General features: G+C 66.4%; 13 protein-coding genes and 2 pseudogenes. 10 read left to right on the forward strand and 5 right to left on the reverse strand.

The window, feature by feature from the left end:
• Positions 1 to 555 (forward strand): annotated as a pseudogene (locus tag HWY45_RS34850) (cell division protein FtsH); the annotation flags it as partial.
• Between the two features lie 24 nt (positions 556 to 579).
• On the opposite strand, the gene HWY45_RS34855 reads toward HWY45_RS34850, so the two are convergent.
• Positions 580 to 2,373 carry an adenosylcobalamin-dependent ribonucleoside-diphosphate reductase gene (locus HWY45_RS34855; protein ID WP_059883449.1) on the reverse strand — a complete coding sequence of 598 codons (1,794 nt, stop codon included), beginning with the start codon at positions 2,371 to 2,373 and terminating at the stop codon, positions 580 to 582.
• Between the two features lie 245 nt (positions 2,374 to 2,618).
• On the opposite strand from HWY45_RS34855, the gene HWY45_RS34860 reads away from it, so the two are divergent.
• The 5 genes from HWY45_RS34860 (at position 2,619) to HWY45_RS34880 (ending at position 10,538) form a co-directional block, all read left to right on the forward strand.
• Positions 2,619 to 3,554, forward strand: coding sequence for a 1-phosphofructokinase family hexose kinase (locus tag HWY45_RS34860; protein ID WP_059883451.1), 936 nt, complete (start codon positions 2,619 to 2,621; stop codon positions 3,552 to 3,554).
• Positions 3,555 to 3,626: 72 nt separating this feature from the next.
• Complete coding sequence (locus HWY45_RS34865) at positions 3,627 to 4,445, forward strand: polysaccharide deacetylase family protein (protein WP_081069824.1); 819 nt, start codon at positions 3,627 to 3,629, stop codon at positions 4,443 to 4,445.
• Positions 4,384 to 5,694 carry a putative glycoside hydrolase gene (locus HWY45_RS34870; RefSeq protein WP_150998825.1) on the forward strand — a complete coding sequence of 437 codons (1,311 nt, stop codon included), beginning with the start codon at positions 4,384 to 4,386 and terminating at the stop codon, positions 5,692 to 5,694. The genes HWY45_RS34865 and HWY45_RS34870 overlap by 62 nt, the downstream gene beginning before the upstream one ends.
• Complete coding sequence (locus tag HWY45_RS34875; RefSeq protein ID WP_059883453.1) at positions 5,649 to 8,009, forward strand: exo-beta-N-acetylmuramidase NamZ domain-containing protein; 2,361 nt, start codon at positions 5,649 to 5,651, stop codon at positions 8,007 to 8,009. The genes HWY45_RS34870 and HWY45_RS34875 overlap by 46 nt, the downstream gene beginning before the upstream one ends.
• A gap of 237 nt (positions 8,010 to 8,246) precedes the next feature.
• Positions 8,247 to 10,538 carry a heavy metal translocating P-type ATPase gene (locus HWY45_RS34880; RefSeq protein ID WP_059883455.1) on the forward strand — a complete coding sequence of 764 codons (2,292 nt, stop codon included), beginning with the start codon at positions 8,247 to 8,249 and terminating at the stop codon, positions 10,536 to 10,538.
• A gap of 64 nt (positions 10,539 to 10,602) precedes the next feature.
• Here the strand turns inward: HWY45_RS34880 and HWY45_RS34885 are convergent, their stop codons facing one another.
• A complete protein-coding gene (locus HWY45_RS34885; protein WP_155631899.1) occupies positions 10,603 to 10,749 on the reverse strand; it encodes a hypothetical protein in 147 nt (48 codons plus the stop codon).
• Between the two features lie 288 nt (positions 10,750 to 11,037).
• Between HWY45_RS34885 and HWY45_RS34890 the strand changes: the two genes are divergently transcribed.
• Together HWY45_RS34890 and HWY45_RS34895 are read left to right on the forward strand one after the other, a co-directional pair.
• The gene (locus tag HWY45_RS34890; protein ID WP_059883457.1) at positions 11,038 to 11,553 is read left to right on the forward strand and encodes a flavodoxin family protein; all 516 of its coding nucleotides are present in this window, start codon (positions 11,038 to 11,040) and stop codon (positions 11,551 to 11,553) included.
• A 551-nt stretch (positions 11,554 to 12,104) separates the two neighbouring features.
• Positions 12,105 to 12,686 carry a hemerythrin domain-containing protein gene (locus HWY45_RS34895; protein ID WP_059883460.1) on the forward strand — a complete coding sequence of 194 codons (582 nt, stop codon included), beginning with the start codon at positions 12,105 to 12,107 and terminating at the stop codon, positions 12,684 to 12,686.
• Between the two features lie 71 nt (positions 12,687 to 12,757).
• Here the strand turns inward: HWY45_RS34895 and HWY45_RS34900 are convergent, their stop codons facing one another.
• Positions 12,758 to 13,129 (reverse strand): DUF3564 family protein, encoded by a 372-nt coding sequence (locus tag HWY45_RS34900; protein ID WP_059564053.1) that lies wholly within the window; start codon positions 13,127 to 13,129, stop codon positions 12,758 to 12,760.
• A 746-nt stretch (positions 13,130 to 13,875) separates the two neighbouring features.
• On the opposite strand from HWY45_RS34900, the gene HWY45_RS34905 reads away from it, so the two are divergent.
• Complete coding sequence (locus tag HWY45_RS34905) at positions 13,876 to 14,283, forward strand: VOC family protein (RefSeq protein ID WP_375782235.1); 408 nt, start codon at positions 13,876 to 13,878, stop codon at positions 14,281 to 14,283.
• A gap of 28 nt (positions 14,284 to 14,311) precedes the next feature.
• On the opposite strand, the gene HWY45_RS34910 is transcribed toward HWY45_RS34905, so the two are convergent.
• Positions 14,312 to 14,845 carry a P-loop NTPase family protein gene (locus HWY45_RS34910; RefSeq protein WP_059883463.1) on the reverse strand — a complete coding sequence of 178 codons (534 nt, stop codon included), beginning with the start codon at positions 14,843 to 14,845 and terminating at the stop codon, positions 14,312 to 14,314.
• A 306-nt stretch (positions 14,846 to 15,151) separates the two neighbouring features.
• Here HWY45_RS34910 and HWY45_RS34915 point away from each other — a divergent pair, with 306 nt between their 5' ends.
• Positions 15,152 to 16,372 carry an MFS transporter gene (locus HWY45_RS34915; RefSeq protein WP_230947019.1) on the forward strand — a complete coding sequence of 407 codons (1,221 nt, stop codon included), beginning with the start codon at positions 15,152 to 15,154 and terminating at the stop codon, positions 16,370 to 16,372.
• Between the two features lie 31 nt (positions 16,373 to 16,403).
• Here the strand turns inward: HWY45_RS34915 and HWY45_RS34920 are convergent.
• A pseudogene (locus HWY45_RS34920) lies at positions 16,404 to 16,811 on the reverse strand (response regulator); the annotation flags it as partial.
• Positions 16,812 to 16,867 lie beyond the last annotated feature (56 nt).

The raw sequence follows: 16,867 nt of genomic DNA on the forward strand, positions 1-16,867 counted from the left end.
ATTCCGCGCGGCGTCGCGGCGCTCGGCTTCACGCAGCAGGTGCCGACCGAGGATCGCTACGTGCTGCGCAAGAGCGAGCTGCTCGACCGGCTCGACGCGCTGCTCGGCGGGCGGGTGGCCGAGGAGCTGGTGTTCGCCGACGTGTCGACCGGCGCGCAGAACGATCTCGAACGCGCGACCGCGATGGCACGTCATATGGTCACCCACTACGGCATGAGTCCACGCATCGGTCTCGCGACTTTCGACAACAGCGCGCCGCAGATCGGGGCACCGGGAGCATGGACGTCCGGCGACGGCCGCTGCAGCGAGCACACCGCGCAGCTGATCGACGACGAAGTGCGCGCGCTGCTCGCCGACGCGCATGCGCGGGTGGCCGCGACGCTCGGCGAGCGCCGCGATGCGCTCGAACGGATTGCGCAGCGCCTGCTGCAATGCGAGGCGATCGATCACGACACGCTGATGGCCCTGATCGCGCCGCTGGCGGGCGCCATACCGCCGACGCACCGGCCCGCAGCGGACGTCCCGGCTGACGCCGCCACGGACGCCCCTGCATGATCGACATCTTGTGCAGCCCGCCTGTCAGCACGCTGTACATACGGATCTATCCGCCTGCCTGGCCGCGTCGCCGGCGACGACCGACGCGAGCTGTGGATCCGGACGGAAAATCGTAATTCCCTTGAGGCGCTCGCGCCACGCGAGCAAGAACAACGCGTCGACTTGCGACAGCGAACAATGCCGATCCACGGTCACTGTCTTCGAGATACCCGCGTCCACGCACGGCTGCAGCGCCGAGAGCATCGCGACGTGGTCGGCCGGCGCAACGTCGCTTGCAGTGACGAAATAATCGGGCAGCGCGACGCCCTTGCCGTGCAATTGCCGGAACAGCCGATACGCGTGGTTCTCCGCACGGAAGACATGGACGTGATCGTCGCCGGTGCGCAGGTAGCGCCGCTGTGTCCAGTCGACGGCTGGCTCGATCCCGTTCGAGCAGTTGTCGCAGAATGCGAGGCTCACGCTGCCGGCCGGCGCGAACGACAGCAGATGGCTGTTGCGCAACCCGTGCCGCGCGATCGCTTGGCGTACCGCCAGCGGCAGCGGAGCACGATGCGCCGGCCCGTCGAGATAGGTGGCGGGGTCGTATGCCGGAAACGCACCGCGCTCGGCGGCGAGTGCCGCCGACGCGGCAAATGCGTGCTGGCGCATCGTCAGCGCGATCTCGCGCGCGACCGTGCGCGCGGCCGGGCTGTCGTAACGCAGCCGCAGCATCGTCAGTGCATCGCCAAGCCCCGTCACGCCAACACCGATCCGACGCTTGCTGTGCGCTTCGCGCGCATGCGCGGCGAGCGGCCATGCGGTCAGGTCGAGCACGTTGTCGAGCATGCGGACCTGTACGCGCACCGCATCGGCGAGCGTCGCGAAATCAAAACCGGGTTCGCCGTCGATGCCGAACGGATGCCGCACGAATCGCGTCAGGTCGATCGGACCGAGGACGCAACTGCCATATGCCGGCAGCGGTTGCTCGCCGCACGGGTTCGTCGCGTCGATCCGCTCGTACTCGCGTAGCGGATTCGCGTCGTGGATCGTGTCGAGAAACAGCAGGCCGGGTTCGGCGCTGTCGCGCGCCGCATTGACGATTTCATGCCACAGCGCGCGCGCCGGAATGGTCGCGTACGCATGCCTGCCGTCCGGCATCGCGGGCGACGCGCCGACGCCGGGGCAGGGCGGTGCGTGATGCGCGAGCGTCCACGGCAGATTGTGGGCCACCGCATCCATGAATGCATCCGTTACCCCGACCGACAGGTTGAATGTCGACCAGCGCTGCCGGCCGCGCTTCGCCGTAACGAATGCGATCAGATCCGGATGATCGCAGCGCAGCACGCCCATCTGTGCGCCTCGCCGCGGACCGGAAAACGTCAGCGTGCGGCACATGGCGTCGAAACGATCGATCGCCGCGCATACGCCTTTTTCTTCCGCGCGAGGCCGCTCGTACGCGCCGGTGGGCGGCACCGGCGAGAAGTCGTAGCCGATGCCGCCGCCCATCGTCAACGTGAGCCTGGCCTCGCCAAGCGCGCGCACGAGCGCGGCCTCTACGGCTGCCGTCGACGCATCTCCCGGTATCTCGAGCGGATGGACGAAGCAGTTGATCATCGTTCCCGGGGTATTGGCGCCCGCATTTGCGAGAATGCGACCGGCGCCGATCGCGCCGCGCCGCAGGTTGCGGAAGAATGCCTGCTCGACCGGCACGCGCGACGCAGCCGATTCGGCAAGCGACAGGGCGTGCGCGACTCGCCGGAACACGGCCGCATGAGTCGTTTCGCCAGACTGGGCATAGCGGTCGGCAAATACGGTGGTACAGAGTGGCTGTTCGTCCATGGCGAGGCTCCGCGGCGGCCGATCATTCACTTTAAGAACGCGCGTGCGGTGTATCGTTGATCGAGCGCAATTCCGGCCCCCGCGCATCCGTTGACCGCCATCAACGACGCTCGGCTTGCCAGGCCGGTATGGTGGCTCAGGACAGTTCCGGGCGTTTCGGCAACCGGAGCAGCGGCCTGAACGCAGCCGCCGTCCTCCTCGAACTGCGCAGGCATCGGAACGATTTTCATCGCGGAGCCCCCTTCATGGCCGACATTGTCACAGTGACGCTGAATCCCGCCGTCGATGTCGCGACGTCGGTCGAGCGCATCGTCGATACCCGCAAGCTGCGCTGCGCATTGCCACGGCGCGATCCAGGCGGCGGCGGGATCAACGTCGCGCGCGTGATTCACCGGTTGGGCGGCGACTGCGTCGCGCTTTACGCAGCGGGCGGCCCGACGGGACACACGCTGACCGCATTGCTCGAGGCCGAGCACCTGCCCGCCATGCGAATCGGCATTGCCGGCGAGACGCGCGAGAATTTCTGCGTGCACGAAACCGCGAGCGGCCGGGAGTTCCGTTTCCTGATGCCGGGGCCATCGCTCGCCGAAGCGGAATGGCGGGACTTTGGCGCCAGCCTCGAGCGCATGGATCCCGCGCCGCGCTATCTGGTGCTGAGCGGCAGCCTTCCTGCGGGTGCACCGGCCGATCTGTACGCGAAACTGGCGCGGGCTGCATCGGAGCGCGGTGCCCGGGTCGTCGTGGATACGGCCGGGCCGGCGCTGCAAGCCGCGCTCGACGCCGGCGTGTATCTCGTCAAGCCGAGTCTTGGCGAACTGAGTGCATTGGCCGGCGCGTCGCTCGAAGAAGATGCGGCCTGCAGATTGGCCGGCGAGCTCGTCGCGGACGGCCGTGCGGAGATCGTCGCGTTGACGCTTGGGGCGCGCGGCGCGTGGGTCGTCACGCGAGATCGCGCGCTGCGCCTGCCTGGCAGGCAGGCGGCGGTATGCAGCACGATCGGCGCCGGCGACAGCTTCGTCGGTGGAATGGTCTGGGCGCTCGCGCGCGGGATAGGGTTCGACGATGCGTGCCGCTACGCGCTCGCCGCGTCCACGGCATCCGTGGCGAATCCGGGCACGACGCTGTGTACGCGGGATGAAGTCGAGCGGATCCATGCCGAACTGGCCGCCGGATCGGCGTGACGCCGCCGGACGCACGCAACTTTGCACCGCGGATTGATCTGACTCAACGCTCACACAGCGCGATCGTCAAGAATGAGGGACGGAATTTGCTCGGGGTGCATCGTGACCGTCCGATCGATCGTCTTCCTGTTCTTTCTGTCGCTGGCGTCGCCCGCCGTGCTCGGCGACGATGCCGCACCGGCGCAGCCGAGCGTGCTGATCCTTGTCTATCACCGGTTTGCGGCCGAGCGGCTGGATTCGATGACGGTGCGAACCAGCACGTTCCGCGCGCATCTCCGCGCAATCGATGCAGCCGGCTACCGGATCGTGCCGCTCGCCGATGTCGTGCGCTGGCATGCCGGTGACGCCGGAGCGATCCCGGCGCGCGCCGTCGCGATCACGGTCGACGACGGGCATCGTTCCGTCTACGACGTGCTGCGACCCGTGCTGGCGCAGCATCCGGTGCCGGTCACGTTGTTCGTCTACCCGTCGGCCATCTCCAACGCGAGCTACGCAATGACGTGGGACCAACTGCGTACGCTCGGCACGGCTGGCGAATTCGACATGGAGTCGCATACTTACTGGCATCCGAATTTCCGGACGGAACGCGCACTGCGGTCGCCGGACGACTTCCGGCACTTCGTGTCCTGGCAACTGAGCCGGTCCCGCGCGCGGCTCGAGGCCGAAACCGGTAAGCCGGTCCGCCTGCTGGCCTGGCCGTTCGGCATCCACGACACGGAAACGGAGCAGCTTGCCGCTCGCGCAGGCTATGTCGCGGCATTCACGCTCGAAGCGCGCCCGGTGCGGCTCGCCGACCCTGCAATGGCATTGCCGCGCTACCTGATGACCGATGCATGCGAGATTCGCTGCATGGGCAGCCTGCTGCGTGCAACCGGGGGCGGCCGTGGCTAAGCGCGGGTTCCTCTGGCTCCTGCTGCTGTTCGCCGCGCTCACGACGCAGGCGGCGACGGTGACGGTCACGGTCGTCGATGCCGCGAGCGGCCGCCCGCTCGCGGGCGCGACGGGCTACGCTTCGGGGGCCACCCTGATCGCCAATGCCGATGGCATCTTCACGGTGCCGACCGACGGAGCCGGCACGCAGGTCAGCGTGAAAATGCCCGGCTACGCGCGCGAAGCGGTCACGCTGGACGGGCAGGGCGCCGCACGCGCCATTCGCATGTCTGCACTGCGCCCGAAAGCGGTCTATCTGTCGGCTTACGGCGTCGCGGACCGCACGCTGCGAGACGCGGCATTGGCATTGCAGGGCAAGACGGCCATCAACGCGCTCGTCATCGACGTCAAGGGCGACAGCGGCGCGACGCGTTACCGAAGCCTGGCGCGTGAAATCGCGGGTGCGGCCGAGCCGGCACCCGGCGGCGAGCGCCGCGCGGCGGAGCTGCCGGAACTGGTCGGGCTCTTCCATGCACGGGGCCTATACCTGATCGCGCGCATTGTCGTGTTCAAGGACGATCCGCTGGTTCGCGCGCATCCCGAATGGGCTGTGCGGACTGCCGCCAACGAAATCTGGCTCGATCGCGAACACCAGCGCTGGATCGATCCGACCGTGCGCGCGGCGTGGGAACACAACTATGACGTCGCGGAGGAAGCCGCCCGAATGGGCTTCGACGAGATCCAGTTCGACTATCTGCGCTTTCCGGACGCGAATGGCCTGCGGTTCCGCGAGCCCAACACCGAGCCCAATCGCGTGGCGGCGATCACGGGGTTTCTCGCGGGTGCGCGGGAGCGCCTGCGTCCGTACAACGTTTACCTGGCGGCGGACATCTTCGGCTACGTCTGCTGGAACTTCAACGACACCGCGATCGGGCAGCGGATCGAAACGTTCGGACGATACGTCGACTACATTTCCCCGATGCTGTATCCGTCCGGGTTCACGTGGGGGTTGCCCGGCTGCCGGAAACCGACCGACAAGCCGGGGGAGATCGTATCCCGGTCGCTCAGGGAAGCGATGCGCCGCACCGGCCTGGGCGGCGTGCGCTTCCGCCCCTGGTTGCAGGCGTTTCGCGACTACGCGTTCGATCATCGGGTATTCGATGCCGACGAGATTCGCGCGCAAGTGGAGGCGGCCGACGCCGCCGGTACGAACGGGTGGATGCTGTGGAATCCGCGCAATCGCTACGATCCCGACGCTTTGCCGCGCTGACCTGCGTGCTGATACTGGCGATACCGGCGGGCGCCGTAGCGGGCGCAGGCCTGGACACGGGCCTTCAGGCACCGGCCACCACGATTGATGCGGCGATTGCCGCGGAGATGTCGGATCGCCATCTTGCCGGCGCGGTCGTGCTGATCGGCGACGCCGACGGCGTGCGCGACCGGATCGTGAGAGGCATGCGCACCGCCGGGCGCGCGTCCGAATCGATGACGGCCGACACGATCTTCGATCTTGCTTCGCTGACGAAAGCCGTTGCCACCGCGACGGCGGTCATGCAGCTCGTGGAACGCGGCAGGCTGACGCTGGACGCACCGGCTGCCCGATATTGGCCGGCCCTTGACGCGCGAGGCAAGGGCGGCATCACGGTTCGTCAACTGCTCGCGCACACGTCCGGCCTGCCTGCCGGCGTATCGTCGATACGGGCGCTGCGCACCCGCGCGTCGGTTCTTGCCGACGTCCTGGCGATGTCGCCTGTCGCCCAGCCCGGCACGCGCGTCATCTACAGCGATATCAATTACGTGGTACTCGGGGAAATTGTCGAGCGCGCAAGTGGCAAGCGGCTCGACACATGGTGCGCGACGCACGTCTTCGCGCCGCTGCGCATGCACGATACGCAATTCCTGCCCGGCGTCCGCGTGACATCGCGCGTCGCGCCCACGCGCCTGCGGGCCAGGCGCGCACGCGTCGACGATCCCATCGCGGCGGCGATGGGCGGCGTCTCGGGCAACGCGGGCTTGTTCTCCACTGCCGACGATCTCGGGCGCTTCGCACGCATGCTGCTGCATGACGGCGTGCTCGACGGCGAGCGCATTCTGCGGCCCGGGAGCGTCGCCGCGCTGGAAGCGCCGGCGACACTCGATGCCGACGGCGAGGCGCGCACCGCGGGCTGGGCGCTGCAGGCGCCACTGGCGGCCAACCGCTATCGGCTGCCGGCAGCCGGCGCGCTCGCCCATCTTGGCTATACGGGAACGGGCCTGTGGATCGATCTGGTTACGCGGCGCTTCGTCATCGTGCTGACGAGCCGCCTGTATCCGGACGCGACAGGCGACGCGCAGCCGTTGCGGGAAGCGGTGCTCGGTATCGTGTCGAGCCATGCGCCGCCGGTATCGGGCGCGCAGATTGCCGCCCGCATTCCCGTGATGAGGCCGGCCGTCGAGCGTGCCGCGCGTTTGCCGAGGTCCGACGGCCCGGTGCTGACCGGCATCGATGTGCTCGCGGCGAACGGATTCGCCGGCGTGGCCGGCAAGCGCGTCGGCGTTGTCACGAATCGCAGCGGCTTCGATCGCGCGGGCCGGCGCACGATCGACCTGCTGGCGCAAGCGCCGCGGGCCCGGCTCACGGCGATCTTCGCACCGGAGCACGGTGTCGATACCGATCTCGACACGACGTTCGGCGACACCGTCGACGTGCGCACGAACGTGGTTGTCCGCAGCCTCTATGGCGACCGGCGGCGAATCGCGCCGGCGGCATTGTCGGGCATCGACGTGCTCGTCTTCGATCTCCAGGATGCCGGCGTGCGTTTCTTCACCTATATCGCGACACTCGGCTACGCACTCGAGGCGGCGTCCGCCGCGCATGTTCCGGTGATCGTGCTGGATCGCCCGAACCTGCTTGGGGCGGACACGGTCGGGGGGGCGGTATCGGACGCCGATCCCGCGTCCTTCACGAACTACTATCCGCTGCCGCTGATGCATGGGATGACGGTCGGCGAACTGGCGAAGCTGTTCAACGAACGGTTGCGGATCGGCGCCGATCTGACGGTGGTACCGATGCAGCACTACCTGCGATCGATGCGCTTTGAAGATACCGGGCTTGGCTGGGTGCCGCCGTCGCCGAACCTGCGCGATACGGCCGCGCTGTCGCTATATCCGGATGTCGGCCTTGTCGAAGGGGCGGAGATCAGTGTCGGCCGCGGCACCGCAAGGCCGTTCGGCGTCGTCGGCTCGCCCTGGATCGATGGCCGCGCGCTCGCGGACGACTTGCGGGCGATGCATGTGAATGCGACCTTCGTGCCGATCCGGTTCGTGCCGACGGAAGGTCCTTATCGCGGCGCACTGTGCGAAGGCGTGCGGATCGCGCGGCTGCCGGGTACGTTGCGGCCAGGGGCGGTCGGTTTCGCGCTCGCGCTTGCGCTGCATCGGCGCTATCCGGAGCGCTTCCGAATCGACCCGATTCGGGCATCGGTCGGTTCGCGCGCGATTGCGGACATGCTGGAGGATGGGCGTTCGCTCGACGCAATCGAGCGCGTCGTCGATATGCAGAACAGTGCGTTTGCACGAGAGCGGGCGGCTTATCTGCTGTATTGACGCTTGCGGGCGCCGCGATCCCGTCGTGCCGCAACGCATGCGCGCATAGCCGCCAGCGTCCCCATCCAGGGTACAGAGCCGAGTCGACAGCAGCGCCCCGTCCCAATGCGTCGCCGAAACTGTTGATGCCTGTCAAATTTCCATGGGGCGCGATACATAGACTGAAGCGGGAATCCCGTGGCGATTGCGCCCGGAATCCTGATTGCCAGCCGACATTCGACACTTCCCGCGTACGTCATGCCTATCATTCCGCGCTCCGTTGATTTCGCGGTACTGAGCGTCTCCGCAGTCACGCTGGTGGCGGGCTTTGCCTTGACCGCGATCGGCATGAGCGCGCTTGCGCGTGCGATGTGGCTCTGCGGCGCGCTGTCGGTTCTGCTGGCAGTGACCACCTCCATCGCGACGGCATTGGCCAGACGTGAAGCCGGAATCGACGTCCTGGCGTGGCTTGCGATCGGCCTTGCCTTGACGCTCGGCGAATATCTCGCGGGGGCCATCATCGGGCTGATGCTGGCGAGCGGGCGGGCGCTTGAGCAGTACGCGCAACGCAGGGCGCAGCGGGAAATGACGGCGTTGCTGCGCAGGACACCGCATCACGCGGCGCGTTTCGAAAACGGTGAATGGCGCCAGGTGGCCCTGGAGCATGTGGGGCCCGGTGACAGGCTGCTCGTGCGAAGCGGCGAGTTCGTGCCGGTTGACGGTGTGTTGACCGGCGCGGCCGAACTGGACGAATCCATGCTGACCGGTGAATCGGTCGCGCTCCGTCGACTGCCCGGCGAATCCGTATGCAGCGGGGTGGTCAATGCCGGCACGCCGTTCGAGATGGTGGCCTCTGCGAGCGCCGGCGGCAGCACGTATGCCGGCATCGTCCGCATGGTGCAGTCGGCACAACGGGAACGCAGCCCGGCGGCAAGGCTGGCGGACCGCTACGCATGGGTTTTCGTGCTGATTGCGTTACTGCTGGCCGGCGGAAGCTGGTTGGCGACCGGCGATATCCGGCGCGCGCTCGCCGTGCTCGTCGTCGCGACGCCGTGTCCGCTGATCCTTGCGGTGCCGGTCGCAGTCGTCTCCGGCATGTCGCGTTGTGCGAAGCGCGGGATTCTTGTCAAAGGTGGCGGCGCGTTGGAGCGTCTCGCGCAAGCGTCCATCCTCTTTTTCGACAAGACCGGAACGCTCACGGGCGGCCGAGCCCGTCTCGTCTCGATTGAAAGTAGCCCAGGCGTGACGCACGACACCGTACTGCGATTCGCGGCGTCTTTGGCGCAAGCGTCCGGGCATGTGGTTTCCGAGGCATTGACCATTGCCGCGCGTGAGCGCCATGTGAATCTGTCATCGCCATCGACAATCCAGGAGTCTCCTGGCGCCGGATTGACCGGGCAGGTGGACGGCCAGGCGGTTGCGATCGGCTCGTTCGCCTTCGTTTCGACACACGCATCGGTCGCGCCATGGAGCGAGCCGCTCCTGAGGCACGTTGGCTACGAAGGCGGATCGGTGGTGTTCGTCGGCGTCGACGGCGTCATGATCGGGGCAGTCCAACTGGCCGACCAGGTTCGGCTCGAGACGCCCAGGGCGCTGCGCCTGCTGCGGCAGGGTGGCGTCAGCCGAATCGTGATGCTGACCGGCGACCGGCGCGACATCGCGGAGACCGTCGGCGCCACGGCAGGCGTCACCGAAGTGAGGGCGGAACAGTCTCCGGCGGACAAGCTCGCGGCCATTCAAGCTGCGCAGCATGAAGGCGTGGTGATCATGGTCGGAGATGGCATCAACGACGCGCCTGCGCTGGCGGCTGCGGACGTCGGCGTGGCAATGGGCGCGCGGGGCGCAGCGGCATCGTCCGAAGCGGCCGACGTCGTGCTGCTGGTCGACCGTCTGGATCGCCTCGTGGAGGCCTTGCGAATTGCGAAGCGGTCCCGTCGGATCGCCGTCGAGAGCGTCACGGCAGGCATGGCGCTGTCGATCGTCGCAATGGGCGTGGCGGCGTTCGGATTCCTGCCGCCCATCGGCGGGGCGATACTGCAGGAAATCATCGACGTTGCGGTAATCATCAATGCGCTGCGGGCTTCGGGAACACGATCGGTATCGAGGGCGGGTGGCCTCGCCTCCATCGACGCGGAGCGGATGAAGGCAGAGCATGTCCGGCTCGCTCCGGTGCTGAAGGAGATCAGAGACCTCGCCGACGAACTGCCGCGCTTGCCCGGAACGGCCGTTCGGACTGCACTCACGGACGTGAACGGCACATTGGCCCGTAGCCTGGTTCCTCACGAAAGGTCCGACGATCTCGATGTTTATCCGGGGCTCGTGCCGCTGTTGGGAGGTGAAGACCCGCTGGCGGCGATGAGCGGCTCGCATCGCGAGATTTTCAGGATGACCCGTCTGCTGGAACAAATGGCAACGGACATGCCGCCTGACGGACCGGACTCGGTGGGCTTACGTGAGATTCAGCGCCTGCTGTATGGGCTGGAGGCGGTGGTTCGACTGCACTGCGCTCAGGAAGACGAAATGTTTCATGCACTCGGTGCGGAAAATTAGAAAGCGCGATCGCTGAAATCCGCGTCTAGCCGAAATTGACCGTGAGTACCGTCAACACGCAGTTTCAAGCGGCAGTTTCCGATGCGTAGAGTCGGTCCCGCGCGAACCGGTAGAAGAGCCAGGCTGCGAAGGCTGTCGGCAGCAGCGCGATCGACAGGAACACCGCAAAGCCGATGCCGCGGTTCCTGAGCGGAATCTCGTCGACGTTCATGCCGGGCAGGCCCACTCAGGCAGATCGGTAGTGCGATCGCCGTAACGGACGTCAGTAGCAGCACGCTCCGGTTCGCGTGCTCGCCCAGCCAAGACGCACGAATGGCTGCACGGCGGCCCGTCTGCTGCCGTGTGGCCGGCTCGTCGCGCAAACCCGGCCGGCGCCAACGCACCTTGCAGCCATCGCGAGACGTGCGATTGATGTCGATCAGCGATCGGTCGATTCGCTAGCCTAACCTCGACATATGGCGTGCCTGCATGTTGGGGCGTGGATATCAAGGAGGGTGCCATGTTCGGAGGCAAGATACTCGTGGTGTTCTATTCGCGGACGGGCACGACCCGCAGGACCGGATCCGCACTGGCCGCCATGCTGCATGCCGATATCGAGGAAATCGTCGAAACGCGCGGTCGCGCCGGGCCGTTCGGGTATCTGCGCTCGATCGTCGAGGCGGTCAATCAGAAGCCGGCAGACATCGTTACGCCGAAGCGGGATCCGTCGGCATACGACCTTGTCGTGATCGGTTCGCCGGTGTGGGCAGGCTGCGTATCGTCGCCGGTGCGTGCCTACCTCAACGCGTATTGGCACCAGTTGCCGCGCATCGCGCTCTTTTGCAGCTTCGCGCAGCGTGGCGCGGACTCCGCGCTGGCGCAAATGCGTACGCTGGCACGCAAATCACCGATCGCGGAATGCCAGGTGACGTCGCGCGAAGCACTTCACGACAGCGCCAGTCCGGTTCTGACGACGTTTGCAGAACGGGCGACGCGCCGGTTGCAAGAAGCTATCGCAACAGAGGCAGCGCGCTGACTCGATGCGTCGACGTGCGTCTACCGCCGACCAGCCGGCACACTCAATCTGAACGCACGACGCAGCATGCGTTACCCGCGTTCGGCGAAACAGGCGGCAAATCCTGCATGCAGGAAGAGTCAGCACGCAGCCGTTCGAATCCTGAACGATCGATTGCAGTGCGCTTGAACTGGCTGATCGCATGTGCCGAAGTCACGTCGGCGACATCGTCGTCATCGAGTATCGCAATGGCGACGCCATGCCGATCTTGGCACGATCGTACCGGCAGCGGAGCTCAACCGGACCTCGAAAACCAGGTGCCGGATCGATGGCAGGCACGCGCAATTCAGTCGGCCGGGCGCCTGTTCAACTTGGCCGAAGCAGGCCGACTTCGCGCGTTGCCGTGCCGGCACACTCTTTGATCTCCCTCAAAGCCGTGGCGTCGGCGCACTTTGATGTCGAGCCGCAGCCGACCAAGATGGAGATTGTGGGCACTGGCTAACGGGCTTGCCGAGCAACCGAGTCGATCAAGCGATCGCCAGTGCATTTCGCCTGTTTCCGTGGGGTTGGGTATGTCCTCGTTGAAGCCGCGTGCCGCGATCGCCGTAATCCTCCGTGAGCACGAACGGCTGTCTGCCGTCATCGCGGGCATGCGGCGCTATGTCCATCTGCTGGCGGCTGGCAAACCCGTTCCGGGTCTCATGGTGTTCAGGGCGATGCTCTATTACATCCGAGAGTACCCCGAGCAGGTACATCATCCGAAAGAGGAGCGCTACCTGTTTGCGCCATTGCGGGATGCGTCTCCCGAATTCGACGGCGTCCTCGACGAACTGGAGACTCAGCACGCCCGAGGTGACGGGATGCTAACCAATCTCGAGCACGCGCTGACCCGATACGAATTGAAGGGGGCGCCCGCACTCGCGGCCCTGGTGGCGCTGGTGGATGAATATGCCGAGTTCTATTCGGATCACCGGTGCATGGAGGAGACGCTGATATTGCCGGCCGCCAGGCGTTTGCTGACGGAAGAGGACTGGGCGGAACTCGATCTCGCGTTCGGAGCGAATCGCGATCCGTTCGATGGCGTCAAACTCGAAGACGATCTCGGCAAGCTGTTCTCGATGATCGTCAATGCGATTCCGGAAACGGAGGATTAGCGGTTCGCGCGTGCGTTTCGCCCGAGGCTCGTCCACCGAACCGGAATGCCGGCACAGCGCGTGCAACGCGCTCAGCCTGCGTCGTCTGCAAACAGCCGGTGCTCGGGTTCGGCCTGCTCGGTATCGACGCACTGCACGCACCAGCGGCCGGCATCCGGCGTGTGATGGGCGTGCCGGTACCAGCGTGCCATGCCGCATGCACCGACACTCGGCGCCTTGGCATTGCCGGACGCGAAGTCGTCGAGGACGATGAGCGGATGGTCGGAATCGGGCAGGGCAAGCCGGATGCCGTCGCCGGCCCGGGCAAGCGTCCCCCATGACGGCATTGCCATGGCGTCGTGCCCTTCGCACGACCACTTGTGCTCGTCGAAATCAAGCCAGACGATCGCATATGCCGACGGGCCGGCATGCGCGAACGTGTCGAGATGAACGGTGATGCGCACGGCGTACTCCTGTGATGAATGGCTGGTGGCGTCCTCTGACGCGGGCATGGGTCCAGTCTAGGTTTGGCCATGGACCCAACCTTGATGCACGTCAACCGGTTAAGCGACATGACACCATTGACGCTCGCTGGATCGATGACTTCCGTCGTGATTTTCTTGTGACGCGACCTCCCGCAACGGCCCGTCGAGCCTGACAGGATTCCGACAATATCGACGCGAGATTCACGACCTGATTGGTCACAAAATTCCACCACAGGTTGCTATGTGGTCGGAATGGCGGGCCGGCGCGCTTTGCCGGTCGTCAGTTTTGCATCGCAATGCAGCCGTTAAGATAAGAAAACTTATCCTGACTCTGATGTGAAAATGCAAACCAGCCCGTCCGGAATTCGCGTTCAGTCGTATTCCGTGGCCCACATTCGGCGCAGGGCAGTGTGACGAGCGGTGCTGCGCGGCGTCGACGCGAAGATCGCCGAGCGGCTGGCGTAGCCGACCATGCTCGATCATCAGGATGCCGGCCACGCAAGACTGACGGGCACAGAACGCGGCACGAATGCGAGCAGCCAGATCCTCGGCGATGGCCCTCCATGCCCCGAACGGCGCGCTCACGCCGGTTTCGCACGGGCTCGCAACACGCGCCCAATGCGAGTTGTTGAATGTGAGCTTTTGCTTATATTCTGGATTCGTCGGGCGGAAACGGCATGGGGCCTCCGCCGATCACTGCATGAGCGAGACCGACGATGACTGACATGGCACCGATGACGCAAACGATGAAGCTCAATCACCTGAGCTTCCCCTCGGCCGACACGCTGGCGACGGCCCGATTCTTCGAGCGGCACCTCGGCTTCACGATCGCGGGAAGCTGGAACAAGTCGTACATCCTCAAGCGCCCGGGCTTCGACGTGGTGATCGATCACGCCGGCGACGACCGTCCGTCGTGGCCGACGAATTTCCACGTCGGGTTCGAATTGCCGAGCCTCGATGCCGTTCGCGCACTGTTCGAGCGATTCACGGAAGAGGGCGTCGCGATGGAGACGGACGTGTTCAACAACGGGCGCGGTTCGCGCTTCTTCTGCCGCGCACCGGGCGGCGTGATGTTCGAACTGAATACGCGCGCGGACGCCGCGCCGGAATATCGCGGCACGTTCGACAACTGACCCGACGCGGGCCCGGCGCGCGCGGCGCTCAGCCGCTGGCGCGGGCGTGCAGGTCGATGAATGCGCGGGTGCGCGATGGCGCGGTGATTTCCGTCCAGTGCAGATGCGCGTACTTCGGATCGTCGCGAAGGCCGGCGAACTTGACGCGATTCCTGGCGAACGTGGTGTATGACCACAGCAGCACCGAGTCGCGGGAACAGAACGCCATGCGCAGCGATTCCCGATTGCCGTGAAAGAGCTCGGTGCGCGTGAGCCCGCGGCTCAACGTGCGCCACAGCACCCGGGAAAACACCGTCCATCGCCCGAAGTTGAGCCACACGATGTGCGTGGCCCGCGACCAGAGCACGTCGCGCACGGCGCTGTAGTTTCCGTCGGCGACCCATCGGTCGCCGGCCGTCGCGGCAAGCACGGCACGCTCGAACTGTTCGGGCGGCACGGCGGTCCAGTTGGGGCCCCAGTAGAGTGCATCCAGCTCGATGTGCGGGCAGTCCGCGGCGGCGGCCAGTGCGCTCGCAAAGGTAGATTTCCCCGATCCGCTGGTTCCGACGACGACGAAGCGCATGGGTTTGACCGTGGTCGAATGACGAAGCCGCGTATTGTGCCTGATGCCGAATTTCTCGCCGATACCTGCCAGAAATGGTAGTTCCCCTTGTGCCATGCAAGCATGCCAGGCCCGCCCGCATCGCCTGCTCGTTTTCGCCGCCTTTTGTACAATCGGGCGCGAGGGCCGGACAGCATGCTGCCGACACAAACATCAACAAGATCGAATGAGAGAAGCGATGGCGATTCAACTCGCATTGCAGGGCCCGCTGCGTGAGCGCGCGCGGGACACCGCCGGGCGTGCATCACGATCGGCGGGAGGCCCGGCATGAGCGACAAGCCCGTTCTTGCCGCCGGCGCACCGTGCGAACGTAGCGCCTCGACCGTTTCCTTGATGGCGCTGTCCTGCCTGATCGTATTCATGGCGCAAACGGCGACCACGGTCTACCTGCCGTCGTTGCCGATCGTCATGCGCGAGCTGAAGATGACGCAGGGCGCCGCCGAGTTCTCCATCTCCGCCTATGTGATCGGCGCGGCGCTGCCGGTGCCGTTCTGGGGCGCCGCCGCGGAACGCTGGGGCAGGCGCGGCCCGCTGCTGATTTCCCTGCTGCTGTTCGTGGCCAGCAGCCTGCTGCTCGCGGGCTGCACGTTCGCCCCGGCGCTGCTGGCGTTGCGCGCCGTCCAGGGCATCGGGGGCGGCGGCGCGGCGATCATCGCAAGAATCATCGTGCGGGACAACTGGCGCGGCGACGAGCTGGCGCGGCGCCTGTCCGTGCTGTCGATCGCCTTCATCACGGCACTGGGCGGCGGCCAGTTCATCGGCGGGCTGATCGGCCGATACAGCCATTGGCAAGCGGGCTTCGTGCTGATGGCCGTCACCGCCACGCTGGCGATCGGCCTGTCGTACACCGTGACGTTGAAGGCAGGGCACCGCACCGCCGTCACGTCCGGCATGGCCGGCACGTACTGGCGCCTGCTGCGGCGCCCGGGCTTCCTGTGGCCGGCCTGCGCGGGCGGCCTGGCATTCGCGACGACCGTGACCTTGCAGGAAGTGAGCCCCTTCGTATTCCAGGAATACTTCAAGCTCGCGGTGACGAGCTTCGGCAGCATCGGCCTGCTGCTCGGCATCGCCTATTTCAGCGGCGCGATGCTGGTCAATCGCCTCGTGCGGCGGCTCGGCGGCGTGCGGCTGATGCATGCCGGCGCGACGCTGCTCGTGCTGGCGACCACGCTGATGCTGGCGTCCTGGCTGGGCGGCCTGCTGGCCCATGCCGCGGGCGTGTGGATCTTCATCGCGCTGTATTGCCTGATGACCTTTGGCCAGGCGGTGCTGTTTCCCAACAGCATGGCGGCCGCGGTCAGCGATGCGCCGGAACATGGCGCGCATGCAATGGCCTTGTGCGGCTTCCTGCAGCAAGGGCTGGCGGGCATCGCCGCCACCGCCGCGCTGCTGCTGCACCATGACGGCACGTGGACTGCCGCCGTCTTCGTGCTCGGTGCGACGAGCTGGCTGCTGGTGAAGATGAAGGTAGGCGGCAAGCCGGCGTGATCGCGGGATCGCTCGCCGACCGGCGCTACGGGGCCGCGGCCGCCTCGTCCGGGCTGACCGGATACGCGCGGCGCAGCAGCGCGCGGGCGCGCGCGACGAGCATGCGCGGCTCGATCGGCTTCGCCACGTAGTCGTCGGCGCCGGCATCGAGCCCGGCAACCTGATCGTAGACGTCGGCGCGCGCGGTCATGATGAGCACGGGCACGTTCGAGAATGCGCGAATCCGCCGGCATACCTCCATGCCGTCGAGATTCGGCAGCATCCAGTCGAGCATCACGAGCGCGGGCCGGTGCTCGCGCACGGCCGCGACGGCGAGGTCGCCGCGCCGCACGACCGTCACCGCGAACTCGTAGCGGCCGAGATATTCGCGGACCAGCCAGGCAAACCTGTCGTCATCCTCGATCAGCAGGACATGGTGCTTGCGCGTGTCTTCATCCATTCGGTTTCTCCGGGAAAGACGCTTATCTCGTCTCGTCGAGGCGAGGCGGTGCTGCA

It is taken from the genome of Burkholderia stagnalis, from assembly GCF_902830275.1.
Classification (GTDB): Bacteria; Pseudomonadota; Gammaproteobacteria; order Burkholderiales; family Burkholderiaceae; genus Burkholderia; species Burkholderia stagnalis.